The organism is Sphingomonas sp. Leaf230 (genome assembly GCF_001421745.1).
Classification (GTDB): Bacteria; Pseudomonadota; Alphaproteobacteria; order Sphingomonadales; family Sphingomonadaceae; genus Sphingomonas.
This window is the reverse complement of the sequence record NZ_LMKW01000001.1, coordinates 56191-80374: the sequence shown is the minus strand read 5'-3', so window position 1 is coordinate 80374 and position 24184 is coordinate 56191. Positions and strand designations below refer to the sequence as shown.

Sequence of the window (24184 nt, the reverse complement as noted above, 5' to 3'; positions counted from 1 at the left end):
GCTCCTGCGTTCGCAGGAGAACGGGGAGCGCTTGCGATCAACCATCAGGCTTCGTGTCACGCGGAAACCCGCTCGCGGACGGTCCGGAACTCAATCTGCTTGTCGTAGGGCGCGCCGACGATCATCCGCTTCACGTAGATGCCCGGCAGGTGGATCGCGTCGGGATCGAGGCTGCCGACGGGGACGATCTCCTCGACCTCGGCGACGCAGATCTTCCCCGCGGTCGCCATCGGCTGGTTGAAGTTGCGTGCGGTCTTGCGGAAGATGAGGTTGCCGCTTTCATCCGCCTTCCAGCCCTTGATGATCGCGAGATCGGCGCGGATGCCGCGTTCGAGGATGTATTCCTGGCCGTCGAAGACCTTCGTTTCCTTGCCCTCGGCGACCTGCGTGCCGACGCCGGTCTTAGTGTAGAAGCCGGGAATGCCCGCCCCCCCTGCCCGGCAGCGTTCGGCGAGCGTGCCCTGCGGGCAGAACTCGACCTCGAGTTCGCCGCTGAGATATTGCCGCTCGAATTCCTTGTTCTCGCCGACATAGGACGAGATCATCTTCTTCACCTGGCGTGAGCGGAGCAGTTTGCCGAGGCCCTGCCCGTCGATCCCGGCATTGTTGCTGGCGATCGTCAGGTCCTTCACGCCGGACGCCTCGATCGCGTCGATCAGCCGCTCGGGGATGCCGCACAGCCCGAACCCGCCCGCGCAGATCGTCATGCCGTCGAACAGCACGCCTTCGAGTGCCGTTGCCGCATCGGTGTAGCGCTTGTTCGCCATGCATCCTCCTCAGGTCTTTCGCCTCGCATAAGCCGGTGGTTGGCACTCGGCAACGTACCTCGAGCGACTTCTCACGATCCTCCCCCGCCAGGGGGAGGTGGCCGGCCTTTGCCGGACGGAGGGGGCGGAAAGGGAAACCTCTGTTACGTGTCCTCCCCCTCCGTCACCTTCGGTGCCACCTCCCCCTGGCGGGGGAGGATTGAGTCGGCTCAATACGCCAGCTTCAACCCCGACCGCTTCCACCGGGTCCTCACCAGCCGGCCGCTGCCCGAGCAGGTGATGTAGGCGTCCATGCCGTCCGTGCCGCCCCAGCAGATGTTGGTCGTGAACACGTCGTCGGTGGCGACGAACTCGACCAGCTCCCCCGCCGGCGAGATCACGCTGATCCCGCATTGGCCGATCGTCGCCACGCAGATGTTGCCGCACGCCTCGACGCCGAGCGAATCGAAGAACTTGTAGCCGGCGGGGCGGTAGAGCGGCGTGCCCGCGGCGCTGGCGACCTTGCCGGGCGCGACGATGTCGAACGCCATCAGCCGGCAGGTGAACGTCTCCGCCGCGTAGAGCCGCGTTCCGTCGGGTGAGAGGCCGATGCCGTTGGGATTTTCGCTCGGGAAGATGACTTCTTCCAGATAGCTGCCGTCGGCTTTCGCGTAGAAGATGCCGGTGATGTCGCGGGCGCGGTCGCGCGACTTGCCGTGGTCGGTGAACCAGAAGCCGCCGTGCGAATCAAAGACGATGTCGTTGGGTCCTCGCAGCGAGCAGCCGCAATCGCCGTCCTTGTAGAGTATCTCGACCGCGCCGGTGGCGATGTCGATCCGTTCGATCCGGCCGCCGGAATAGTCGTCCGGCTGGCCGTGCGGGGTGAGGAAGCCGTTGGTCTCGCGCCACGCGAAGCCGCCATTGTTGCAGCAATAGAGCTTGCCGTTCGGGCCGATCGCGAGGCCGTTGGGGCCGCCGCCGGGTTCGGCTACCATCGTTTTCGTTCCGTCAGGGGCGATGCGCGTGATGCAGCCCGCCTCGATCTCGACGAGAATGATGCTGCCGTCGGGCATCGCCACCGGGCCTTCGGGAAAGCGCAAGCCACTGGCGACGGTGGTGAAGTCGGTCATGATCCTCTCCGGGCGAGTCGGGTTGGTCCCGACTTCGAGGCCAGCGTAACCGGTTCTCGACTTCGCGCACAACGGACGGCAGGATGCGGCGATGATCACACCACGCACCGGCGGCCGTATCCTGGTCGACCAACTCGTCGCACAGGGCTGCGACCGGATCTTCACCGTGCCAGGGGAGAGCTTCCTCGCCGTGCTCGACGCGCTGCACGATACGCCGGCGATCGACCTCGTCGTGTGCCGGCAGGAGGGCGGCGTCGGGTTCATGGCGTGCGCGGACGGGACGCTGACGCATCGGCCGGGGGTGGCGTTCGTGACTCGCGGGCCGGGCGCGACCAATGCGTCGATCGGCGTGCACGTGGCGATGCAGGATTCGCAGCCGATGATCCTCTTCGTCGGCGATATCGACCGCGGCACGCGCGACCGCGAGGCGTTCCAGGAAATCGATTTCCAGGCGATGTTCGCACCCATCGCCAAGTGGGCGGCGCGGATCGACGATGCGCGGCGGATCCCGGAATATGTTGCGCGGGCCTATGCGACGGCGATGTCGGGGCGGCCGGGGCCAGTGGTGCTGGCGTTGCCCGAGGACATGCTGCTGGACGTGGTCGACGCGGTCGATCGGCCGCGGGTCGAGCGGGTGGCCCAAGGGTGTGATGCCGATACGATGGATCTGCTTGCCGATCTGCTGACCACCGCCGAGCGGCCAGTGGCGATCGTCGGCGGTGCTGGCTGGGATGTGGCGGCGTCGGGGGCGTTCTCGACCTGGGCGGATCGTAACGGCATTCCGGTGACGGCGGCGTTTCGGCGGCAGGATGCTATTCCGAACGACTGTCCGGTGTGGGCTGGGAACCTGGGGTACGGCCCGAATCCGAAGCTGGTCGAGCGGGTGAAGGCGGCGGATCTGCTTTTGGTGGTCGGACCTCGGCTTGGGGAGGCGACGACCGATGGCTATGCGCTGATCACGCCGGATCATCCGGGGCAGCGGCTGATCCATGTGCATCCCGATCCCGACGAGTTGCACCGGGCGTACCGCGCGGATGTTGCGGTTTGTGCGGGGATGGAAGAATTCGCCGAAGCGTTGCTGGCGGTCGACCTCCCGCCGCGAACTGCCGGGGCGGAGGCGCATGCGGAGTGGCTTGCGTGGTCGACACCAAGCTCGCGTGACCTCGTCATGGACCTCGGGCCGTGTGTGGCAGCGATGCGAGAGCGGCTGCCGGCGGATACGATCATCTGCAACGGCGCAGGGAATTACTCGGGCTGGTGGCATCGCTACTGGGCGTATGCCGGGCCGGGCACACAACTAGCGCCGACTGCCGGCGCGATGGGGTATGGCGTGCCGGCCGCGGTCGCGGCATCGTTGCGGCATCCAGAGCGGACCGTCGTCGCCTTAGCAGGCGACGGCTGCTTCCTGATGAACGGCCAGGAACTGGCAACCGCGGTGGCACACGGCGCGGACATTCTGGTGCTCGTCGTGGATAATGGCGGCTATGGGACGATCCGCATGCACCAGGAGCGGGAGTATCCGGGGCGGGTGTCTGGGACGACGCTACGCAATCCGGATTTCGCCGCGCTGGGGCGGGCTTATGGGTGTTGGGCGGAAACCGTCGAGCGGACCGAAGATTTCGCAGCGGCGCTCGACCAGACGATGACCAGGTCCGGCGTGCGGTTGCTGCATGTGAGAACGGATATCGAGGCGATCACCGCCGGAACGACGCTGGCGAAGGTTCGGGGCTGACCCTGCCCGTCACGGTCGGCGGTGAAGTTTGACGACCAGCCCGCCGTCCCCCTTCATCGTCACCGTCTCGCCGGCCTTCAATCTGACCGCATCGTTCATTTCAACCGTTCGTGTGCTGGCCTGGACCGGACATTGCCCGGTTCCAGGACGGGTCCAGCGCAACATGACGGCAACGCCGCTATCGGCCTCGTCGACCCTGGTCGGTCGCAATTGCAGCGAGAAGCCTGTCTGTACGCCGCTGCGATATCCCGCCCGGACGCCGCAATCATTTTCCTCTGCTTCGGTCTGATCGCGCCGGAAGCTTGCCGCCGCATTCGACGCGACGCGAAGCGATCCCGTCCAGACGACCGCACCGTCCGCTCGACCGTCGACATCGACGACGTAGCGTTCCGCCGCCGTCGCGCCGCCGAATCCCCGCTCCACGATGTTCGACGTCATGATCGGCGGTGCGGGCAGCGCCGGTGGTGCCGGAGGCGCCGTGGGGAGCATGGCGGATACCGTCTGGATCAGGGTCGTGATAATCATGATACTCTCCTGGAAAGCACCATCCTACGCACGGACCGTTAGCGCAACGACAGGATTATGCGTTAACGGCCTCGAGCGCGGCGCGAACCGCAGCCACAGCGTCCGCCGCCTTGTCACCATCGGGACCACCGCCCTGCGCCATGTCGGGACGGCCGCCGCCGCCCTGCCCGCCGAGCGTCGCGACCGCGATCTTGAGCAGGTCGACGGCGTTGTGGCTCGCCACCAAGTCCGCCGTCACGCCGACCGCGACCGAAGCGCGGCCGTCATTGATCGCGACCAGCATCGCGACGCCCGAACCCAGACGGTGCTTGGCCTCGTCGACTGCGCCGCGCAGGCCCTTTGCTTCGAAGTCGCTGAGCACCTGGCCGATGAACGCGACGCCGCCGACCTGTTCGGGCCCAGCCGCTTCGCCCGAGCCACCGCCGCCGAGCGCCAGCGCCTTCTTGGCGTCGGCGAGTTCGCGTTCGAGGCGGCGGCGGTCTTCGAGCAGCGAGGCTACGCGCGCTGGGACCTCGTCGGGGGTCGACTTCAGGACTGCTGCGGCTTCGCGCAGGCGGTCGTCACGGCCGGTCAGGTACGCGCGCGCCGCTTCGCCGGTGAGGGCTTCGACACGGCGGATGCCGCTGGAGACCGCGCCTTCGCCGACGACCTTGAACAGGCCGATGTCGCCGAGCGCATTGACGTGCGTGCCGCCGCACAGTTCGATCGAATAGGTGCCGTCCTCCGTCGAGCCCATCGACACGACGCGGACTTCGTCGCCGTATTTCTCGCCGAACAGCGCCATCGCGCCCATCGCGATCGCGTCGTCGGGGGTCATCAACAACGTTGTGACCGCACCGTTGCCGCGGACTTGCGCGTTCACGTCGGCCTCGACCTGCGCGATGTCGGCGGGGGTCATCGCGACCGGCTGTGAGAAGTCGAAACGCAGGCGGTCGGGCGCGACGAGGCTCCCCTTCTGCGCGACGTGCGTGCCGAGGCGTTCGCGGAGGGCCTCGTGCAGCAGGTGCGTCGCGGAGTGGTTCGCGCGGATCTGTGCGCGGCGGGCGACGTCGATCTGGAGCTTGACCGGGTCGCCGACCTTGATCTCGCCGGAGTCGACGATCGCATGGTGGACGAACACGCGGCCGAGCTGCTTCGAGGTCTCGGTGACGTTCGCGTGCAGGCCGCTGTCGTTGGAGATGTGGCCCGCGTCGCCGACCTGGCCACCGCTCTCGCCATAGAAGGGCGTCTGGTTGACGACGATCGCGACCGTATCACCTGTGGTGGCGTGGTCGACGCGCGCGCCGTCCTTGACCAGTGCGACGACCTCGCCCTCGCCCGTATCCGACGCGTAGCCGAGGAATTCGGTGCCGCCGGTCTGCTCGACGATGTCGAACCAGATGTCGTCCGAGGCCTTCGCGCCGGAGCCCTTCCAGGCGGCACGGGCGGCGCGCTTCTGCTCGGCCATCGCGGTGTCGAAACCGGCGCGGTCGACCGCGATGTTGCGTTCGCGCAGTGCGTCCTCGGTCAGGTCGTACGGGAAGCCGTAGGTGTCGTAGAGCTTGAACGCGACGTCGCCCGCCAGCGTGCCGTCGGTCATCCCGGTGGTCGCCTCGTCGAGCAGCTTCAGCCCCTTGTCGAGCGTCTGGCGGAAGCGCGTTTCCTCCTGCTGCAACGTCGCCTCGATCAGCGGACGCGCGCGAGACAGTTCGGGATAGGCGGCGCCCATCTCGGTGACGAGCGCGGGGACCAGCCGGTGCATCAGCGGCTGCTTGGCGCCGAGGATGTGCGCGTGGCGCATCGCGCGGCGCATGATCCGGCGCAGGACGTAACCGCGGCCCTCGCTCGCGGGCAGCACGCCGTCCGCGATCAGGAAGCCGGCGGTGCGCAGGTGATCGGCGATCACGCGGTGACTGGCGGTGTTGGCGCCGTCGGTCGCGGTGTGCGTCAGCGCGCCCGACGCCGCGATCAGCGCCTTGAACGTGTCGGTGTCGTAATTGTCGGTGACGCCCTGCATGACTGCGGCGATGCGCTCGAGACCCATGCCGGTGTCGATCGACGGTTTCGGCAGGTTGCCGACGATCTCGGCATTCTCCTGCTCATACTGCATGAACACGAGGTTCCAGATCTCGACGAAGCGATCGCCGTCCTCGTCGGGGCTGCCGGGAGGGCCGCCGAAGATGTGGTCGCCGTGGTCGTAGAAGATTTCCGAGCACGGCCCGCACGGGCCGTTGTCGCCCATCGACCAGAAATTGTCCTTGGTCGGGATGCGGATGATGCGGTGATCGGGGAGGCCGGCGACCTTCTTCCAGAGATCGAACGCCTCGTCGTCGGTGTGGTAGACGGTGGCGGTCAATTTGTCGGGTGACAGGCCCCATTCGCGGGTGAGCAAAGTCCAGGCGTGGACGATCGCCTGTTCCTTGAAATAATCGCCGAACGAGAAATTGCCGAGCATTTCGAAGAAGGTGTGGTGGCGCGCGGTGTAGCCGACATTGTCGAGATCATTGTGCTTGCCGCCGGCGCGGACGCATTTCTGCGACGAGGTCGCGGTGGTGTAGGGGCGCGATTCGAGGCCGGTGAAGACGTTCTTGAACGGCACCATCCCGGCGTTGACGAACATCAGCGTCGGGTCGTTCTGCGGCACGAGCGGCGCGGAGGGCACGATCTGGTGCCCCTGCGATCCGAAATAGTCGAGGAAGCCGCGGCGGATGTCGTTCGTCGATGTCATGCGCGGGGACTTAGGCGAGCGGGGCGGTTCGCTCAAGTCGGGTGTGGGGCTCGCCTCGTACGCATCGCATTGAAACGAAGATAGCTTGTTTCCCCGCGAAGGCGGGGACCCAGACTGGGCTCCCGCCTTCGCGGGAGAACAAGGAGGTGCTGCAATTCGGCAAGAGCAACACCACCCCGGCGAAGGCCGGGGCCCAATTGGAGAGGGGGAAGTAATGGAGAGCAGCGCTTCGTTATCGCCGTCCCCCAATTGGGCCCCGGCCTTCGCCGGGGTGGTGGTGTTGGTGGAGGGGGTGGCGGTCCTTGGGCGTCCACTACCCCAACGGCGCGTCGATCGACTTGGGCGGCTCGCTGAACCATTTCGGCCCAGCATCGGTCATGTGGAAGCAATCCTCAATCCGCACCCCGTACCTCCCGGGAATGTAGATGCCCGGCTCGTCGGAAAAGCACATCCCCGCCGCCAGCTTCGTCGTCTCACCGCGGACGAGGTTGACGGGTTCGTGGCCGTCCATGCCGATGCCGTGACCGGTGCGATGCGACAGGCCGGGGAGCTTGTACCCCGGCCCGTAGCCGAGCGTCTCGTAATGGCGGCGGACGGCATCGTCGACGCTTCCCGCGGGTGCCCCGATCTTTGCGGCGGCGAACGCGATCTGTTGCCCGCGTGCGACCTGATCCCACGTCTTGCGCTGGTCAGCGGTCGCCGCGCCGTGGACCCAGGTACGCGAGATGTCGGACTGATAGCCGTGCACAGTGCAGCCGCAGTCCATCAGCACGACCTGACCGTCGGCGACGCGGTGGATCTCCCGGCTGCCGTGCGGATAGGCCGACGCCTCGCCGATCAGCGCAAGCGCGAACTCGGGCGCGCCGCCGAGCTTCTTCGTCGCGGCATTCATCAGCGCGCCAATCTCGGGGCCGGTCATGCCCTTCTCGACGCGCGCGTAAGTCCAGCGATAGGCGGCCAGCGTGACCTCGGTCGCGGCCTGCATCAGCGCGATCTCGGCAGGCGTCTTGATCATCCGGCAGGCGCGGACGACCGGGTCGGCGGACACGATCTTCGCCTCGGGCAGCACGCGCGCAAGCCCGGCATAGGCGAAGTAGCGCACCTCCGCCTCCAGGCCGATCGGCCGCGCGGCGAGCTTCCGGTCGCGCAGGAAACCGGCGACGATGGCGAGCGGGTTCTCGTCCTCCTGCCACACGCGGACCTCGGCAGGGACGGCAAGCGTCTCGCGCACCGACGGTTCCTCGAAGAACGGCGTGACGATGCAGGGTTCGCCCTCGACCGGGAGGATCGCCAGCGTCAGCCGCTCGCTCGTATGCCAGCGAACGCCGGTGAAATAGATCATCGACGATCCCGGCTCGATCAGCACCGCGCCGATGCCCGCCGCCTTCATCAGCGATTGCGCGCGGACCAGCCGCGCGGCACGTTCGGCGGCATCGATCGGTCTGGTCGTGCCGGTGATGTCGGACAGCGCCGACAGGTCCGGCTCGGCGGCGCGGAGGATCGCGGTGGTCGACAGCAACGGTGCTGCGATCGCGAGGCTCAGCAGGTCGCGACGCGAGGGGCTGAAGGCGGGCTTGTGGCGTGCGGTCGACATCGCCGGACGATAGGGTCCTTGACCCGGGCGCCGCAATCCCCTTCCCTGTTCGCAATTCTCGGGAGCGATTAATGGCCAAGCGGCTAACCTATTACATCTTGTTCGGCCTCGTCGCGGGGATGGTCGTCGGCTGGATCCTGAACGCGTCGATCGACAACGGCACGGCCGAGTCCGCCGAACGGCTGAAGGACATCGCCGGCTATTTCTCGATCGTGACGACGCTGTTCCTGCGGCTGATCAAGATGATCATCGCGCCTTTAGTGTTCTCGACGCTGGTCGTGGGCATCGCGCATATGGGCGATACCGGTGCGCTCGGGCGGGTCGGATTGCGCAGCCTTGGCTGGTTCATCTGCGCGAGCCTGTTATCGCTCACCCTGGGCCTGATCCTGGTCAACGTGTTGCAGCCGGGCGTCGGCCTCGAACTCGCGATGCCGCCGGCCACCGCGTCGAGCGGCGTCGACCGCGCGGCGTTCGATCTCGCCAAGTTCATCACGCACATCGTCCCCGATTCGATGATCGCGGCGATGGCGGGCAACGAGATCCTCCAGATCGTCGTGTTCTCGGTGTTCGTCGGCGTCGCGATCACCGCGGTCGGCGAGAAGGCCGCGCCGCTGGTGAAGGCGATCGAGGCGCTGGTTGCGGTGATGCTGCAGATCACGAATTACGTGATGCGGTTCGCGCCGTTCGCGGTGTTCGCGGCGGTGACCGCGACGCTCGCCGAGCGGGGGCCGGCCATCCTCGGCCAACTCGGCTATTTCATGCTGAGCTTCTATATCGGGCTCGCGCTGCTGTGGGCGATGCTGATCGGGATCGCGTTCCTGCTGATCGGGCCGCGGACGCGGTTGCTGGTGCGGTATATCCGCGATCCGTTGATCCTGGCGTTCTCGGCGGCGTCGTCGGAAGCGGCGTATCCGCGGACGCTGGAGGCGCTCGACCGGTTCGGCGTGCCGCCGCGGATCGCGAGCTTCGTGCTGCCGCTTGGCTATTCGTTCAATCTCGACGGGTCGATGATGTACATGACGTTCGCGTCGCTGTTCATCGCGCAGGCGTACGGTATCCATATGCCGATCGGGCAGCAGATCGCGATGCTGCTGGTGCTGATGGTGACGTCGAAGGGGATTGCGGGCGTGCCTCGCGCGTCGTTGGTGGTGATCGCGGGGACGCTGTCGATGTTCAAGATTCCGGAAGCGGGGATTTTGCTGATCCTGGCGGTCGACCATTTCCTCGACATGGGGCGCTCGGCGACGAACGTGATCGGGAATGCGGTGGCGGCGACCGTGGTGGCGAAATGGGAGGGCGGACTCGACGAGCGCGAGCCTGCCGATCGGGACTTTCCGCATGCGCCTACCGGGCATGGGCCGAAGGTGGATGTGGACAGCTACGAGAAGATCGGGCCGGGGCAGGTTTGAATCGACGCTTGCACGGAGCGTCGCACCACTGTTCCGTCATCCCAGCGAACGCTGGGATCCAGAGCCACGAGCGCCGGTGTCTGTGGCTCTGGATCCTGGGTCGAGCCTAGGATGACGGAGTGGTTGGGTAGACTTGGGCCCTATCGCAGCGGGTCAGGCGTACGCGTAGGGGCCGCCCTTTTTGAGGCCGGCCTGATACGCGGGCCGTGCGTGGACCTTTGCCAGCCACGCGATCGTCGCGGGGCGTGACTCGTTGAGGCCTCCGCGGCTGCGGGCGGCTTCGAGGGGGAAGCTCATCATGATGTCGGCGGCGGTCATCTCGGCGCCGGCGAACCAGGGGCGCTTGGACAGCTCAGATTCGACATAGTCGAGGTGGACGTCGATCATCGGCTGTATCTTCCTGGTCGCCGCCTTGCCCAGGATCGGGATGCGCGCGAGGACGAGCTTCAGAAGCAGCGGCGGCATCATTGAGCCTTCCGCATAGTGGAGCCAGAACCGGTACCGCAGCGCGTCGGCGCGGTTGGCGGGGGCGCCGAGTTTGCCGTCCGCCTTATCTACCAGATATTCGACGATCGCACCGGTCTCGGCGACTACCTGACCGTCGTCCTCAATTACGGGCGATTTACCCAGCGGGTGGACCTGCTTGAGTTCGGGCGGGGCGAGCATCGTTGCCTTGTTCCGCTCGTAGCGCTTGATCTCGTAGGGGAGGCCGAGTTCCTCGAGCATCCACAGGATCCGCTGCGATCGCGAGTTTTCGAGGTGGTGGACGATGATCATGCTGAACCCCCTGTTTTTTATTCGGACGATTTGCGCGCGGTCCAGATCCAGGCGGCGGCGGGGAATTCCACCGTGTCGCCGCTTCGGTACCGGTCGCAGACCTGGGTGAGACGCGCGATGTGGCGCTCGCGTTCCTCGGGGGCGGCGTCGCGGATGGCGGAGGCGGCTGGGCCGATGCGGCGGAAATAGTCGACGGCGTCGGCTACGGGGTCGGCGCCCTCCCCTGCCCGGTAGGCGAAGTCGATACGTTCGGGTGCCGCGACGTGCCAGCCGGATTTTCCGAGGATGCTCGCGACGTAGTTCGGATCGGCGAAAGCGAAGGGTCCGGGTGCGGTGGTTGCTGGCGCGTCTGCATTGCCGCCGGTCGCGGTGATGATTTCGGTGGCCCAGCGGTTGGCGGCGCGGTCGGCGAAACAGGAGAAGACAAGCGTTGCGTCTGGGGCGGCGGCTTCGGCTAAGGTCGTGAAGGCGGCAACGGGGTCAGCGAAGAACATGACGCCGTGGCGGGAGACGGACAGGTCGATGGGGGCGTGGTTCGCGGCGGCGGCGGTGATGTCCGCACATTCGAAGCTGGCATTGGGTTGGGTTTTGGCGCGGTCTTTGGCGATCTCGATCAGGTTTGGTGAGAGATCTATGCCGGTTATTTGCGCGGTCGGGAGCGCTTGCGCGGTGGCTAGTGAGGTTGCTCCCGCGCCGCAGCCTATGTCGATGATCTTGCGGGTTTGGGGGATGGCGGCGGACAGGATCGCTGCGTTCAAGTGCGGTGTCAGGTTGGTGAAGCTGCGGTCGGTTCGGCGCCATTCCTTGGCCCAGACGTCGCCTATTTTGCCGGTCCAGTCGTAGGCGGTGGTCATGGGCTGATCCGTTTCATGCTCGGTCGGGGGGGGACGATCGAACGGTCTATAGGATCTCACATAATTGGTACATTCGGTCCGAAGTGCACAAAGTGCAGACGCTGGCGCGGTATTTGTGACGCGGTGTTTCGCGGTCCGATGTAGGCGAGCATACTGACATCATTAGAGTTGTTTCCCGCGAACACGGGAATCCAGACTGGGCTGCCGCCTTCGCGGGAGAACAGGGAAGCACGAGAACAAGGGGAAGCAGGCTCGACGTCGAATGTGAGTTGCCGACTCGAACGAGCTTGGCCTAACGCGCGACTCTATTGCTGCATCATGCCAACTCGGCCCCGGCCTTCGCCGGGGTGGTGTTAGGGATAGGTTGGCGCGGTTTCAGTTCGCGACGCATCTGAACCGTCCGCCGTGCACATGCTTGGCCACCATGAGCTAAGCACTGGACACTACGTCCCGCGTGCCCTCACCCTCCCATTGCGAAGGCAATGGCTCCCTCCCTCTCCCCTGAGGGAGAGGGAAAGTACGATTAGGCGTCGTCGCCTTCTTCGGGGCCGGCCATCATTTCCTCGGCGACCTTGTCGGTGCGCGCGCGGATCTGCTTTTCGAGGCGGTCGGCGGTCTCGGGGTTGTCCTTGAGGAAGGTCTTCGAATTCTCACGACCCTGGCCGAGGCGGACGCTGTCGTAGCTGAACCACGCGCCGGACTTTTCGACCAAGCCCGCCTTCACGCCGAGATCTAGGATCTCGCCGAGCTTGGAGACGCCCTGCCCGTACATGATGTCGAACTCGACCTGCTTGAACGGCGGCGCAACCTTGTTCTTGACGACCTTCACGCGCGTCTGGTTGCCCGTCACCTCTTCGCCCGCCTTGATCGCGCCGATGCGGCGGATGTCGAGGCGGACCGAAGCGTAGAACTTCAGCGCGTTGCCGCCGGTCGTCGTCTCGGGGTTGCCGTACATGACACCGATCTTCATGCGGAGCTGGTTGATGAAGATCACCATGCAGCGCGAGCGGCTGATCGAACCGGTGAGCTTGCGCAAAGACTGCGACATCAGGCGGGCCTGGAGGCCGACATGGCTGTCGCCCATCTCGCCTTCGATTTCGGCACGCGGCACGAGTGCTGCGACCGAGTCGACCACGAGCACGTCGATCGCGTTCGAGCGGACGAGCGTGTCGACGATCTCGAGCGCCTGCTCGCCGGTGTCGGGCTGCGAGACGATCAGTTCGTCGATGTTGACGCCCAGCTTCTTGGCATAGACCGGGTCGAGCGCGTGCTCGGCATCGACAAACGCCGCGGTGCCGCCGCCCTTTTGTGCTTCGGCGATCACGTGGAGCGCGAGCGTCGTCTTGCCCGAGCTTTCTGGACCATAAATCTCGATCACGCGGCCGCGCGGCAGGCCACCGACGCCGAGCGCGATGTCGAGCCCGAGCGAGCCGGTCGAGATGACCTCGACCTGCATGGTTTCCTTGGAGCCCAGGCGCATTGCCGAGCCCTTGCCGAAGGCGCGGTCGATCTGCGCGAGCGCGGCGTCGAGCGCCTTCTGCCGGTCGTTGGTTGCGGTTGCCATGCCGGTGTCGATCACTTTCAGATTAGCGGCCATCGAATATGCTCCCATCGCTAAAGCAAGCGCGCGTGCCATTCAACGCGTCAAACACCATGTATTCCCTTTGTTCTTTTGGAACAAGTGGGGAACGAGAGGTTTTCCAGAAAAGGTGTGCGTTTCGCAACGGCCGCGATTAGTTGCCGAGCCTAATCATGCGGGGCTTGGTTCAGCACCCAACGTTCCGCGCTCCTCGGCCATTGAGTCCGTGGAGCGCTGACCCCCTGAACACGGCGGCTGCTGTCTTTTGCGCGCAAGTAAGACATGTCTCCGCGCGAAGGCGGGGATCCAGACTGGGCTCCCGCCTTCGCGGGAGAACACGGCAAGGGCGTGGTGCCGTACGACTGCGGACTAACACGTTCGAAGGGGATAAATGCCGAACAAGTCTGGGGTGACGAGATGGGACTGGCAGAGTTTAGTCGAGAACGGTTCTGGTTGTTCGAGCGCGGGTTTAGCGGCGATCGACTCGTCGATGGTGTCGAGAACAGGTTTTGACGAACGGTTTCGTTTGCCGCTCTGCATCCTGACTTTCGTCAGGATGACGGGTGGTGGCGGCAAGGCGGCGGCCAGCATCGAAAGTGCCGCCGCCTATCGAGCGATCAGGCGAGCTTTGTCGCGAGGGTCCACCAGCCTTTGGCTTGGGCGGCGGTTGCTGCGGTGTCTCTGGCTTCGGGGGTTTCGAACAGGGCGAAGCAGGTGGCGCCGGAGCCGGACATTCTCGATAGGAGGACGCCTTGGGCTGCGTCGAGGAGGGTGCGAACTTCGGCGATTACGGGGGCAAGGGCCAGTGCGGGGGGTTCTAGGTCGTTGCGCCCCAACCTTGCACGGTCGAGAAGATTGCCTTCGGGTATCGGGCCTCGGTCGTGGCCGTCCCAGGTCTTGAAGACGGCGGCAGTGGAGACCGCGACGCCTGAGTTCACGAGCAGGAGGGGGGTGCCGGACAGGCCTTCGAGATTGGTGAGGGTGTCGCCCTTGCCGGTGCCTAGCGTGGTGCGGTTGGCGAGGCAGGCGGGGACGTCGGCGCCGAGCTTTGCGGCGATGTCGTGGAGGCGGGGGTCGGTTGGGGATATGCCGTGAAGGCGGGCTAGTGCTCGGAGCGTGGCGGCTGCGTCGGCTGAGCCTCCGCCTATGCCTGAGGCGATGGGGAGGTGCTTTTCCAGGGTTATGACGTGGTGAGCCTCGGGGGCGAACGCGGTGGTGAAGGCGTCTGCTGCGGCGGTTACAAGGTTGCCATTCCAGGGGGCGTTGCCTGGAGGGGTGCTGGACGAGCGGGGGGCCTCGTCATTGTTCGCCCCCAATTGGGCCCCGGCCTTCGCCGGGGTGGTGTTCGGGGTCAGGGTGGTGTTTTGGGCGGGGAGGAGTGCTGCGGCGAAGGGGCCGGTTATGGTGAAGCTGTTGGTTTGGGCGGGTTCTACCGTGATCAGGTCGCCTTCGGTGGCGAAGGCGAAGAGGGTTTCGAGGTCGTGGTAGCCGTCGGGGCGGCGGCGGCGGACGTGGAGGGCCAGGTTGATCTTGGCGGGGGCGGGTTCGGTGATGGCGGGCATTGTCGGTCTCTAGGTTTGACGGCGAAGGGTTCCAGCGCGGTTTAGCGTAATACGCGTGATGTCTGCGGGTTTAAGCGCGTCATCCTGACGAAAGCCAGGATCCAGGGTAACGATTGGTGTCGTCCTTGGCTCTGGATCCTGACTTTCGTCAGGATGACGAGAGGGGGATGCCGCATACCTCGCGAGTTGCTGACGCGGTCGATCACTTCCGCAGATGCTCGGAATTAGTGGCGATCTCGCGAAACGGCGCTTCCGCCGTCAATTCGCCTTGCCCTCACCCTTCCCAAACCTGCGGTGCGGGGCCTCCCCTCTCCCGATGGGAGAGTGGTTTCAGCGGCGGGCGTTGGCAGGAAGGCCGTTGCCTATCTTGGCGATTATGCGTGCGGTGTCGGCTGGTTCGGCGGTCAGCAAGGCGGCGCGCCAGGCGTAACGCGCTTCGTAGTTTCGGCCGACGCTCCAGTACGCGTCGCCGAGGTGGTCGGCGATTTCGGCGTTGGTGGGTTCGGCCTGCGCGGCGGTTTCGAGCAGGGGGAGCGCTCGGGTGGTGTCGCCGGAGAGGTGATAGGCCCACCCGAGCGAGTCGGTGATCGAGGCGTTGGTCGGATCGATCCGGCTGGCGCGTTCGAGCAGTTGGATAGACGCGGGGATGTCGTCGCCGTGCTCGACTTGCGCAAAGCCTAGGTAGTTCAGCGCGAGCGGTTGCGCGGGGCCGCGGGCGACGGCCTTTTCCAGAGCGTCGCGCGCTTCGGGCCAGCGCCCGGCCTGGTCCAGCGCGCCGCCATATTGCAGCCATGCACCCCAGGTGCCGCCCTTTGCACCGTCCGCGGCGATGATCTTCGCGTACCAGGTGGCGGCTTCGGCGGGGTTGCCGGTGGTCAGCAGCAGGTCGGCATAGCGCTGCCAGTCGGCGGCGTCGGCGTCCTTCTGGTCGACGCGGTTCTTGGCGGCGGCGAGCGCTTCGCCGTCTCGGTCGGCGGCGGCGAGGATATCGATCCGCTCGGCCGCGGCGGCGGCTGCGAAGGGGCTTTTCGGGGTGATCTCGTCGAGGACGGCGAGTGCGCGGTCGACGGTCTTGGTGCGGGCCAGCGCGTCGGCGAGCAGGATGCGGGCGCGGTCGTAGCTTGGGTCGGCGCGGAGGGCGGCCTGCGTCAAGGCGATCGACAGAGGCGAGGGCTCGCCCGCGGCGAGGTCGCTGGCGAGGCGGGCGAGCAGGCGTGAGACGCCGGTCGCGAGGGTTTGTCCGGGCAGCGCCGCGGCGATCAGCGCGCGCGTTTCGGTGGCGAAGCGGTTGGCGACGGGGTCCTTCGCGGCGACGGCGAGCGACGGTTCGGGGTCGCGGCGCTCGGCGTGCGCGACCCAGGCGTATAGCGAGGGCGCGAGGACCACGAGCGGGCCGGTGGCGAGCGTGGCAACGGCGGCGCTTGCGGCTTTGGTGTCGCCGCGTCGCGAGGCCTCGGCGAGCGGGAGGAGGCCGGCATCGGCCGGGGCTACGCCGGCCTTGCCGAGGACCGCGGCGGCGCGCGTGGCGAGTTGCATGTCGCCTGCCTCGAGCGCCTCGCGGTAGGCGCGGATCGCGACGACGGGATCGTCGGGAGACGCCGCCAGCACCTTGGCATAGCTGGCGGCGGCGAGGTCCGGTCGTCCTGCGGCGTCGGCGGCGCGCGCCTTCAGATAGGCGGAAAGGTCAGCCGGCGCCGCCGTGGCGGGCGCCGCCACGACGAGACCGAGTGCTAGAAACAGACGCTTACATGTTGGGATAATTGGGGCCTCCGCCGCCCTCGGGTACGACCCAGTTGATGTTCTGGATGGGGTCCTTGATGTCGCAGGTCTTGCAGTGGACGCAGTTCTGCGCGTTGATGACGAACTTCGGATCGGCGGTGTCTTCGCCGACGACTTCGTAAACGCCGGCCGGGCAATAGCGTTGCGCGGGTTCGTCGTACATCGGCAGGTTGTAGGCGATCGGCACGCTCGCATCCTTGAGCGTCAGGTGGACCGGCTGGTCCTCCTCGTGGTTGGTGTTCGAGACGAACACAGACGAGAGGCGATCGAACGTCAGGACGCCGTCGGGCTTGGGATAGACGATCGGCTTGACGAGGTCCTTGCGCCACAGGCTCTCGTTATCGGGGTGGTGGTGCATCGTGAAGGGCATCTTGATCCCCAGATGCTCGGCCCACATCGTGATGCCAGCGAGGCCCGAGCCGACGAGGTCGCCGAACTTCTTGACCAGCGGCACGACGTTGCGGACGACCGACAGCTCCTTCTTGACCCACGACTTATCGAACGCTTCGGGATAGGCGGCGAGTTCGTCATGGCCGCGCTGCGAGACGATCGCCTCGACCGCGGCCTCGGCGGCCATCATGCCGGACTTCATCGCGGTATGCGTGCCCTTGATGCGCGGCACGTTGAGGAAGCCCGCGCTGTCGCCGATGAGAGCGGCGCCTGGCATCACGAGCTTGGGGATCGACTGGAGCCCGCCATCGCTGATCGCGCGCGCGCCGTAGCTGACGCGCTTGGCGCCCTTCAGCAGCGCGGCGATCTCGGGATGCGTCTTCCAGCGCTGCATCTCGCTGAACGGCGAGAGATACGGGTTGGTATAGTTCAGCCATGTGACGAAGCCGATCGAGACTTGGCCGTTCGCCTGGTGATAGATCCAGCCGCCGCCGTTCGAGCCGTCGGTCTCGGACAGCGGCCAGCCCTGCGTGTGGATGACGCGGCCGGGGACGTGGAGTTCGGGATCGATGTCCCACAGCTCCTTGATGCCGAGGCCGTAGACCTGCGGATCGCTGTCCTTGTCGAGCGCGAAATTGCGGATCAGTTCCTTCGTCAGGTGCCCGCGGCAACCTTCGGAAAAGAAGGTGTATTTGGCGTGAAGTTCGAGGCCGGGGGTGTAGTCACCCTTGTGCGTGCCGTCGCGCGCGACGCCCATGTCGCCGGTCGCGACGCCCTTCACCGAGCCGTCGTCGTTAAACAGGATTTCGGCGGCTGCAAAGCCCGGGAAGATCTCGACGCCGAGCTCTTCCGCCTTGCTCGCGAGCCAGCGGCACAAATTGCCGAGCGAGCCGGTATACGTGCCCTTGTTGTGCATGAACGAGGGCGTGACGAAGTGCGGCATTTCGCTCTTCTTCGTCTTGGTCAGAATCCAGTGATGGTTCTCGGTCACGGGCACTTCGGCGAGCGGGCAGCCGTCCTCGCGCCAGTCCGGCAGGAGTTCGTCGAGCGACTTGGGATCGATGACCGCGCCCGACAGGATATGCGCGCCGACTTCGGAGCCCTTTTCGAGCACGCAGACGCTGATCTCGGCGTCCTTCTCGGCCGCCAGCTGTTTCAGGCGGATCGCTGCCGAGAGACCGGCCGGGCCTGCGCCGACGATCACCACGTCGTACGGCATCGATTCACGTGTCGTCATCATCGTCTCCCGGGGGATGTCCCCTCTTGCCTCAGCATTGCGCCCCACCCTTCGTTCGGGCTCGGGCGGGCACCGTCTTGTCCAATATGGCGATTGCGCGAGTTGACCGCCACGTCAACCGTGCAGCATAGGTTACCCTGTGGGGGCGGACCAAACCATCGACTGGCGAAATACAGCGGCGAGCGCGCTCGACTGGTGGCACGAGGCTGGCGTCGACACGCTCGTCGACGACGTCCCGCGCGACTGGTTTGCGGCGCCTGAGCCGGTCGTCATACCCTCCGCTGCGCCTGCTGCGCCGATCGTCGCACCGTCCGCGATGCCGCTTTTGCTGGCTGATTTCCTCAACTGGCGGAGTAGTGCGGAGGTTCCCGAGGCGGACTGGAGCGGGGTTTCGCTGGCCGCGGTTGGTCCCGCTGACGCTACGGTCATGGTGCTTGTCGATTGCCCCGACCGGGACGACGGCGATGCAGGGGCTTTGCTGAGCGGCGCGTCGGGCCGGTTGCTCGACAAGATGCTCGCGGCGATCGGTCTGACGCGCGACGAAGTGCATCTCGCGGCGGTCTGCGCGAAGCGGCCGACGGCGGGGCGGATCCAGAGCGAGGTCGAGGCTCGGCTGTCGGAAATCGCCAAGCATCACATCGGGTTGGTTGCGCCCAAGCGGTTGCTGCTGCTGGGCAATGCGGCGAGCCGTGCGATCCTCGGGACGGAATTACAGGCGGCGCGCGGGCGTTTACACGAGTTTAACCATAAGACCGGAGAAACGGGGTCTGGTTCGACGTCTGGCAAAGTTTCCAGCGAGACCGGCGTGGTCGCGAGCTTTCATCCGCGGTTTCTGATCGAGAAGCCCGCGGCCAAGGCCGAGGCCTGGAAGGATTTGCAGATGTTGATGCGCGGACTGACGCAAGAGGGTGTGAGATGATTCGGACTCTAGCTATCGTTCTGGGGCTGAGCGCCCTCCCCTTTCCAGCACTCGCGGCGACCGTTGCCGGTGAGCCCGCTGGCGATGCGCGGCTCGGCACGACGCAGTTGATCGGCGCACCGACGATCGAGCAGATCCCCGACCAGCTCGATGCGGGCCAGCGCGAGGCGTACAAGACGGTGTTTGCGGCGATCCGCGACGGCAAGTGGACCGACGCGCAGATCGGGCTCGACACGATGAAGCCCGGCCCGTTGCACGCCATCGCGCGCGCCGAGATGTATACGGCGAAGGGCTCGCCCCGCGTCGAGATGGAGCCGCTGGTCGCGCTACTCAACGAAGCGCCCGAACTGCCCGAAGCAGCGCAGATCTCGCGCCTTGCAACCACCCGCGGCGCGGTCGATCTGCCTCCGCTCCCCACGGCGCAGCGGCTTATCTGGCAGGACGGCGCGCCGCGTCGGGTCCGCGCCAAGAGCCTGCAGGGCGACATGATCGCCGCCGATCTCGCGCTGAAGATGCAGCCTTACGTCAAGGCGGACATGGGCCGCGAGGCGCAGGCGCTGCTGGAAAGCACGCCCGGCCTCACCCCCGAGGCGCTGACCGAATGGCAGCAGAAGATCGCGTGGATCTATTTCCTCCAGGGCGACGACGTGAACGCGCGCGTGATGGCGGCAAAGGCACAGGACGGCATCGGCGACTGGGCCGTCCAGGGTCGCTGGGTCGGCGCGCTGTCGGCGTGGCGGCAGAATGACTGCGCGAACGCCGAGACCGGGTTCGAGGGTGTTGCGGCACGGGCCGGCGACGTTGATCTTCGTGCAGCGGCTTTGTATTGGGCGTCGCGTGCGGACATGGTGTGCTCGCGCCCCGACAAGATCGAGGGCCGGCTGAAGGCGGCAGCACAGTTCGGCGAGAGCTTCTACGGCCAGCTTGCGCGCCAGCAACTTGCGATGAAGGACAAGGGCACGTCGGTCGGCGGGCTCGTGGCCAGCGACTGGAAGGTCGTCGGCAAGCGCCCGAACGTGCGCGTCGCGGCGGCGCTGGTCGAGGTCGGCGAGACCGACCTGGCCGATACCGTCATCCGCCAGCAGGCCAAGATCGGCGATCCGCGCGAGTTCGCCAACCTGGTCCGCGTGGCGGAAGCGCTGAGCTTGCCGGCGACCACGGTATGGCTTGCGCACAACTGCCCGCAGGGGGTCACGTCGACCGCCGAGGCGCGCTATCCGACGCCGAACTGGACGCCCGACAGTGGCTGGCACATCGACAAGGCGCTGGTCTACGCGCACACGCTCGAGGAATCGCGGTTCCGTAACACGATCAAGAGTCCGGCCGGCGCGTATGGCCTCATGCAGATCATGCCCGCCGCCGCGACCGACTTCGCGCGTGAGCGTGGCACCTCGATCGACGTGAAGGCGCTGACCAAGCCGAGCACCAACATGGACGTCGGCCAGCGCCATCTCGAGCGGCTGCGCGACATGGCGGGCGTCACCGGCGGGCTGCTGCCCAAGGTAATCGCGGCGTATAATGCAGGTCCGCGCCCCGTTGGCGACTGGAACGCGATCGTCCACGATAACGGCGATCCGCTGATGTATATCGAGAGCATTCCGTATTGGGAGACGCGCGGATACGTCACCACCGTGCTGCGCAATTACTGGATGTACGAGGCGCAGGGCGGCAAGAAGGCATCGACCAGCCGCAACGCGCTGGCGCAGGGCATGTGGCCGCGCTTCCCAGGCCTGCCGGGTGCGACCGCGGTGCGGATGGCGGCCAAGCCGTACACGCAGTACCGCGCCAGCACGACGCCGTTGAACGCCACCGTCGCGGTAAATGCCAGCGTCGGACCGCAATCCACCACTGTCACGCGCGCGGACTGAGTTTCATGCCGATCGATGAAAGCCGGACGTTCCTGCCGGTCCGGATCGCCGTGCTGACGGTGTCGGACACGCGGGGCCTTGCGGAGGATCGCTCGGGCGACACGCTGGTCGCACGGCTGACCGAGGCGGGGCATGTTCTCGCCGACCGCCGGATCGAGAAAGACGACGTCGAGACGATCGTGTCCCGCCTGCACGCGTGGATCGGCGATCCCGAGGTCGACTGCATCATCACCACAGGCGGCACCGGCGTTACAGGCCGCGACGTTACCCCGGAGGCTGTGGAACAAGTCGCGGAGAAGATGATCCCGGGCTTCGGCGAACTCTTCCGCATGCTGAGCTATCAGACGATCGGCACCTCGACCGTCCAGTCGCGCGCGTGCGCCTGCGTGTCGCACGGCACCTATATCTTCGCGCTGCCCGGCTCGACCGGCGCGGTGAAGGACGGCTGGGACGGCATCCTTCGCGACCAGCTCGACAGCCGTCACCGCCCCTGCAACTTCGTCGAACTGATGCCGCGGCTGCTGGAGCGTTAAGTTCATCTCAGGCTTGCGCTGGCATCTTCCAGCTTACTGTGATGCCCTCGCTGCTTTCAAGGCCAAGTGCCGCGGACTCTTCCCTCTTTCGATTGAATAGGGAGGGCTGGCGAGTATCGATCCCGCCAATTTACTGTGGATTTTACTAAGTTGTGGTGTGTCTCACTACGAAAACCACATCAGCGGACCAACCTCTACTTGTTGAAAAATCCCGCTAGCTAAGTGACTTCGCCCTTGCGTGGCGCTGTATTATGCAACTGGCACGGTCGATGCAGTAGTCGAGATACCGCCCAGCCGGGCGCGTCTCAACCACTGAAGGACGCTACCATGACCTCGATCATCCTGAAGAGCCTGGCTCTCGCCTCCGTACTCGTCGCCAGCGCGCCCGCCTTCGCAGCGCCGTCAGATCCGCAGCAGAAGACCGTTCTCAAATACGAAGCAAAAACCGGCCAATATTGCCTGACCGAACCCGCTGCGACCGGAACACGGATCAATCGGAAAACCTGCCGGACTTCCGCACAATGGTCTGAAGCCGGACTGAACATGCCGAAGCCGACCGAGCTCGCACAGAAGTGACCGGCGTTGCGCGGCTCGCCGGGTGGCGGGCCGCGTCGCGGCGTATGCACGACCAGACGGTCAGCCCTTGGCGGCGTGGATTAGGTCGACGAGCTGTTTGTTGATCGAAGCCCCGTGCAGATGGAGATGCACCGCGTCATAGCCCTCACGCCGCAGTCTTTGGCGCAAGTCGTTGACCGAGTTGCACGCACCCGATCTTGCTAACTCGAAGGCGCGCTCCACCGTTGTGATCTGTTCCGTCATCTCTCTGCCCTAGGCGCTCTGCCGCACCTCTGCGAGCGATCATTCGCACCGGTGCAAACAGATCGAAAACGAATGTTTCACCACCGAATTAACCGTCTGGAAGGCACGTCGAATCCATGAACCCGGCGTGGAATAGGCCAGGGGGCCGGTCCAAAGGGGATATCGTCTAATGTACAAGTTCATGCTTATCGCGGCACTCGCCGCAACGCCGGCGGCGCCTGCGTTCGCACAGTCCGATACCGGGCAGGATTTCGGCCGCGATGCCGGACCGGGCTACGGCGCAACCGACGGCGTCAGCGGTTTCCGTGCCGAGCCGCGCATCGGGTACGACCGCGTGATCACCGAATTGAACGTCGAGACCGCGGACGACTCGGCTAGCGTGCGCGAGGGCAAGAGCGGCGTCACTTATGGTGGCGAACTCGGCTACGACATGGTCGTGAACACCGACATGATCCTGGGCGTCTATGGCGGCATCGAGGGATCGAGCGTCGAGCAGTGCTTCCCCGGCACCGGGACGGAAACGTGCCTTACCCCCGGGCGCAACCTGACGGCAGGCGTACGCGGCGGCTTCCTGCTGAACCCCAACACGGTGTTGTACATCAAGGGCGGCTATTCGAACGGCCAGATCCGCATCGGCTATTCGGACCGCGACTTTCCCCAGGACAATTTCCGCGTGTCGGACAATCTGAGCGGTTTCCATGCCGGCGCAGGCGTGCAGACCGCGTTCGGGCGCAATTTCTATGGCAAGCTCGAATATGTCTACACCGACTATAACGGCTACGAGATCACCGACGGCACCGACAAGGCCAGCCTGGATTTCAGCCGGCATCAGGTGGTTGCGGGGCTCGGCGTTCGCTTCTGATTTCGTTCTTGCTATGTTCCCGGGCGGCGCTTAGTTTCAGCTGATGAAACAGGCCCGTCCGGTTCGTGGTGCTACGCTCAATAGTGAGAGCCGGCGGTTCAACCTGCCGCAAACCGAAGCGGATGGCGACTGGCTGGACATGCGCGAGGGAATCGACGGGATCGCGCCGAAACTGCGCACGACCGTGACGGTCGAGACGCCGCGGACGATCATCAGCCGCAATGCCTCGCCCGACGTACCGTTCGACCGCTCGATCAATCCATATCGCGGATGCGAGCACGGCTGCATCTACTGCTTCGCGCGACCGAGCCATGCGTTTCACGATTTGTCGCCGGGCCTGGACTTCGAAAGCAAGCTGTTCGCCAAGCCTTCTGCGGCGGCGCTGTTACGGGCGGAGTTGAGCAAGCCGGGTTATGCGGTGGCACCAATGGCGCTGGGGACAAATACCGATCCGTACCAGCCAATAGAGAGTGATTGGCGGATCACGCGCGGTATCATCGAGGTGTTGGCGGAAACGGATCATCCGCTGACGATCACCACCAAGTCGGACCGCGTGGTGCGCGATATCGACCTGCTGGCGCCGATGGCAGCGAAGGGCCTCGCGGCGGTGGCAATGTCGATCACCTCGCTCGATCCCAAGGTGGCCTCGACCGTCGAACCGCGCGCACCGCATCCCGAGCGACGGCTGGCGGCGGTGCGCAAACTCGCGGACGCAGGCGTGCCGGTCTACGTTTCGATCGCGCCGGTCATCCCGGCAATTACGGATCACGAGATCGAACATCTGATCGCACGGGCCGCGGAGGCTGGGGCGACGCGGGCGTTCTTCATTCCGGTGCGATTGCCGCATGAGGTGGCACCGCTGTTCCGGGCTTGGCTCGACGAACATTTCCCGGATCGCGCGGGGAAGGTGATGGCGACGATTGCGTCGCTGCGCGGGGGGAAGGATAACGATCCGAACTTCTTCACGCGGATGCAGGGGCAAGGGCCTTGGGCGGACCTGCTGGGAACGCGGTTCCGGATTGCGTGCGCCAAGCATGGGTTGAATCGGGAGCGGGTGGCTTTGCGGGGTGATCTGTTCCGGGCGCCGAGGGGGCCTCAGGGGGAGTTGTTTTGAGCGGAGGCTTGGCGGGTGGCGCGGTGGATGGCTCAGCGGGCGGTCCCC

The 24184-nt window shown here is 65.8% G+C and carries 21 protein-coding genes; 8 read left to right on the top strand and 13 right to left on the bottom strand.

Annotation, left to right across the window (positions count from 1 at the left end; all coding sequences use genetic code 11):
- Positions 1–56: 56 nt before the first annotated feature.
- A complete protein-coding gene (locus ASE82_RS00335) occupies positions 57–767 on the bottom strand; it encodes a CoA transferase subunit A (protein ID WP_056057404.1) in 711 nt (236 codons plus the stop codon).
- Positions 768–976: 209 nt separating this feature from the next.
- A complete protein-coding gene (locus ASE82_RS00330) occupies positions 977–1876 on the bottom strand; it encodes an SMP-30/gluconolactonase/LRE family protein (protein WP_056057401.1) in 900 nt (299 codons plus the stop codon).
- 91 nt (positions 1877–1967) lie between these two features.
- Here ASE82_RS00330 and ASE82_RS00325 point away from each other — a divergent pair, with 91 nt between their 5' ends.
- Positions 1968–3608, top strand: a complete 1641-nt coding sequence (locus ASE82_RS00325) for a thiamine pyrophosphate-binding protein (protein ID WP_056057398.1) — start codon at positions 1968–1970, stop codon at positions 3606–3608.
- A gap of 9 nt (positions 3609–3617) precedes the next feature.
- Here the strand turns inward: ASE82_RS00325 and ASE82_RS00320 are convergent, their stop codons facing one another.
- The 3 genes from ASE82_RS00320 to ASE82_RS00310 form a co-directional block, all read right to left on the bottom strand.
- Entirely contained in the window at positions 3618–4133 is a 516-nt protein-coding gene (locus ASE82_RS00320; RefSeq protein WP_056057394.1) for a hypothetical protein, read from the bottom strand.
- 55 nt (positions 4134–4188) lie between these two features.
- A complete protein-coding gene (gene alaS, locus ASE82_RS00315) occupies positions 4189–6840 on the bottom strand; it encodes an alanine--tRNA ligase (RefSeq protein WP_056057392.1) in 2652 nt (883 codons plus the stop codon).
- Between the two features lie 313 nt (positions 6841–7153).
- A complete protein-coding gene (locus ASE82_RS00310; protein ID WP_056057389.1) occupies positions 7154–8434 on the bottom strand; it encodes a M24 family metallopeptidase in 1281 nt (426 codons plus the stop codon).
- 71 nt (positions 8435–8505) lie between these two features.
- Here ASE82_RS00310 and ASE82_RS00305 point away from each other — a divergent pair, with 71 nt between their 5' ends.
- Entirely contained in the window at positions 8506–9843 is a 1338-nt protein-coding gene (locus ASE82_RS00305; RefSeq protein ID WP_056057386.1) for a dicarboxylate/amino acid:cation symporter, read from the top strand.
- A gap of 153 nt (positions 9844–9996) precedes the next feature.
- Here the strand turns inward: ASE82_RS00305 and ASE82_RS00300 are convergent, their stop codons facing one another.
- The 7 genes from ASE82_RS00300 to ASE82_RS00275 all read right to left on the bottom strand — a co-directional run bounded on the left by ASE82_RS00300 (position 9997) and on the right by ASE82_RS00275 (position 18021).
- Positions 9997–10620 (bottom strand): glutathione S-transferase family protein, encoded by a 624-nt coding sequence (locus tag ASE82_RS00300; protein WP_056057383.1) that lies wholly within the window; start codon positions 10618–10620, stop codon positions 9997–9999.
- 17 nt (positions 10621–10637) lie between these two features.
- On the bottom strand, positions 10638–11474 hold the full coding sequence (locus tag ASE82_RS00295) for a class I SAM-dependent methyltransferase (RefSeq protein WP_056057381.1): 837 nt from the start codon (positions 11472–11474) through the stop codon (positions 10638–10640).
- Between the two features lie 523 nt (positions 11475–11997).
- On the bottom strand, positions 11998–13071 hold the full coding sequence (recA, locus tag ASE82_RS00290) for a recombinase RecA (protein WP_056047175.1): 1074 nt from the start codon (positions 13069–13071) through the stop codon (positions 11998–12000).
- 351 nt (positions 13072–13422) lie between these two features.
- Positions 13423–13644, bottom strand: a complete 222-nt coding sequence (locus ASE82_RS19175; protein ID WP_156348708.1) for a hypothetical protein — start codon at positions 13642–13644, stop codon at positions 13423–13425.
- A 26-nt stretch (positions 13645–13670) separates the two neighbouring features.
- On the bottom strand, positions 13671–14615 hold the full coding sequence (locus tag ASE82_RS00285) for a 4-(cytidine 5'-diphospho)-2-C-methyl-D-erythritol kinase (RefSeq protein ID WP_056057378.1): 945 nt from the start codon (positions 14613–14615) through the stop codon (positions 13671–13673).
- A gap of 330 nt (positions 14616–14945) precedes the next feature.
- The gene (locus tag ASE82_RS00280) at positions 14946–16331 is read right to left on the bottom strand and encodes a tetratricopeptide repeat protein (protein WP_056057375.1); all 1386 of its coding nucleotides are present in this window, start codon (positions 16329–16331) and stop codon (positions 14946–14948) included.
- A 28-nt stretch (positions 16332–16359) separates the two neighbouring features.
- Complete coding sequence (locus ASE82_RS00275) at positions 16360–18021, bottom strand: electron transfer flavoprotein-ubiquinone oxidoreductase (protein WP_056059450.1); 1662 nt, start codon at positions 18019–18021, stop codon at positions 16360–16362.
- Positions 18022–18160: 139 nt separating this feature from the next.
- Here ASE82_RS00275 and ASE82_RS00270 point away from each other — a divergent pair, with 139 nt between their 5' ends.
- From ASE82_RS00270 to ASE82_RS00255, 4 genes are all read left to right on the top strand, one after another.
- A complete protein-coding gene (locus ASE82_RS00270; RefSeq protein WP_056057372.1) occupies positions 18161–18940 on the top strand; it encodes a uracil-DNA glycosylase in 780 nt (259 codons plus the stop codon).
- Positions 18937–20808, top strand: coding sequence for a lytic transglycosylase domain-containing protein (locus ASE82_RS00265; RefSeq protein WP_056057369.1), 1872 nt, complete (start codon positions 18937–18939; stop codon positions 20806–20808). The genes ASE82_RS00270 and ASE82_RS00265 overlap by 4 nt, the downstream gene beginning before the upstream one ends.
- 5 nt (positions 20809–20813) lie before the next feature.
- On the top strand, positions 20814–21341 hold the full coding sequence (gene moaB / locus ASE82_RS00260; RefSeq protein WP_056057366.1) for a molybdenum cofactor biosynthesis protein B: 528 nt from the start codon (positions 20814–20816) through the stop codon (positions 21339–21341).
- 327 nt (positions 21342–21668) lie between these two features.
- Positions 21669–21917 carry a hypothetical protein gene (locus ASE82_RS00255; RefSeq protein ID WP_056057363.1) on the top strand — a complete coding sequence of 83 codons (249 nt, stop codon included), beginning with the start codon at positions 21669–21671 and terminating at the stop codon, positions 21915–21917.
- A gap of 60 nt (positions 21918–21977) precedes the next feature.
- Here ASE82_RS00255 and ASE82_RS00250 read toward each other — a convergent pair whose 3' ends face one another.
- Positions 21978–22160, bottom strand: coding sequence for a hypothetical protein (locus ASE82_RS00250; protein ID WP_056057360.1), 183 nt, complete (start codon positions 22158–22160; stop codon positions 21978–21980).
- A 169-nt stretch (positions 22161–22329) separates the two neighbouring features.
- Between ASE82_RS00250 and ASE82_RS00245 the strand changes: the two genes are divergently transcribed.
- Together ASE82_RS00245 and ASE82_RS00240 are read left to right on the top strand one after the other, a co-directional pair.
- A complete protein-coding gene (locus ASE82_RS00245) occupies positions 22330–23022 on the top strand; it encodes an outer membrane protein (RefSeq protein WP_056057357.1) in 693 nt (230 codons plus the stop codon).
- A gap of 43 nt (positions 23023–23065) precedes the next feature.
- On the top strand, positions 23066–24136 hold the full coding sequence (locus ASE82_RS00240; protein WP_056057354.1) for a PA0069 family radical SAM protein: 1071 nt from the start codon (positions 23066–23068) through the stop codon (positions 24134–24136).
- The last annotated feature ends 48 nt before the right edge of the window (positions 24137–24184 follow it).

What these genes read in the sequence shown, in the direction of transcription:
- ASE82_RS00335 (WP_056057404.1), bottom strand. Translation starts at nt 767, where the DNA reads ATGGCGAACAAGCGCTACACCGATGCGGCAACGGCACTCGAAGGCGTG.
- ASE82_RS00330 (WP_056057401.1), bottom strand. Translation starts at nt 1,876, where the DNA reads ATGACCGACTTCACCACCGTCGCCAGTGGCTTGCGCTTTCCCGAAGGC.
- ASE82_RS00325 (WP_056057398.1), top strand. Translation starts at nt 1,968, where the DNA reads ATGATCACACCACGCACCGGCGGCCGTATCCTGGTCGACCAACTCGTC.
- ASE82_RS00320 (WP_056057394.1), bottom strand. Translation starts at nt 4,133, where the DNA reads ATGATTATCACGACCCTGATCCAGACGGTATCCGCCATGCTCCCCACG.
- alaS (WP_056057392.1), bottom strand. Translation starts at nt 6,840, where the DNA reads ATGACATCGACGAACGACATCCGCCGCGGCTTCCTCGACTATTTCGGA.
- ASE82_RS00310 (WP_056057389.1), bottom strand. Translation starts at nt 8,434, where the DNA reads ATGTCGACCGCACGCCACAAGCCCGCCTTCAGCCCCTCGCGTCGCGAC.
- ASE82_RS00305 (WP_056057386.1), top strand. Translation starts at nt 8,506, where the DNA reads ATGGCCAAGCGGCTAACCTATTACATCTTGTTCGGCCTCGTCGCGGGG.
- ASE82_RS00300 (WP_056057383.1), bottom strand. Translation starts at nt 10,620, where the DNA reads ATGATCATCGTCCACCACCTCGAAAACTCGCGATCGCAGCGGATCCTG.
- ASE82_RS00295 (WP_056057381.1), bottom strand. Translation starts at nt 11,474, where the DNA reads ATGACCACCGCCTACGACTGGACCGGCAAAATAGGCGACGTCTGGGCC.
- recA (WP_056047175.1), bottom strand. Translation starts at nt 13,071, where the DNA reads ATGGCCGCTAATCTGAAAGTGATCGACACCGGCATGGCAACCGCAACC.
- ASE82_RS19175 (WP_156348708.1), bottom strand. Translation starts at nt 13,644, where the DNA reads ATGCTGGCCGCCGCCTTGCCGCCACCACCCGTCATCCTGACGAAAGTC.
- ASE82_RS00285 (WP_056057378.1), bottom strand. Translation starts at nt 14,615, where the DNA reads ATGCCCGCCATCACCGAACCCGCCCCCGCCAAGATCAACCTGGCCCTC.
- ASE82_RS00275 (WP_056059450.1), bottom strand. Translation starts at nt 18,021, where the DNA reads ATGACGACACGTGAATCGATGCCGTACGACGTGGTGATCGTCGGCGCA.
- ASE82_RS00265 (WP_056057369.1), top strand. Translation starts at nt 18,937, where the DNA reads ATGATTCGGACTCTAGCTATCGTTCTGGGGCTGAGCGCCCTCCCCTTT.
- moaB (WP_056057366.1), top strand. Translation starts at nt 20,814, where the DNA reads ATGCCGATCGATGAAAGCCGGACGTTCCTGCCGGTCCGGATCGCCGTG.
- ASE82_RS00255 (WP_056057363.1), top strand. Translation starts at nt 21,669, where the DNA reads ATGACCTCGATCATCCTGAAGAGCCTGGCTCTCGCCTCCGTACTCGTC.
- ASE82_RS00250 (WP_056057360.1), bottom strand. Translation starts at nt 22,160, where the DNA reads ATGACGGAACAGATCACAACGGTGGAGCGCGCCTTCGAGTTAGCAAGA.
- ASE82_RS00245 (WP_056057357.1), top strand. Translation starts at nt 22,330, where the DNA reads ATGTACAAGTTCATGCTTATCGCGGCACTCGCCGCAACGCCGGCGGCG.
- ASE82_RS00240 (WP_056057354.1), top strand. Translation starts at nt 23,066, where the DNA reads ATGAAACAGGCCCGTCCGGTTCGTGGTGCTACGCTCAATAGTGAGAGC.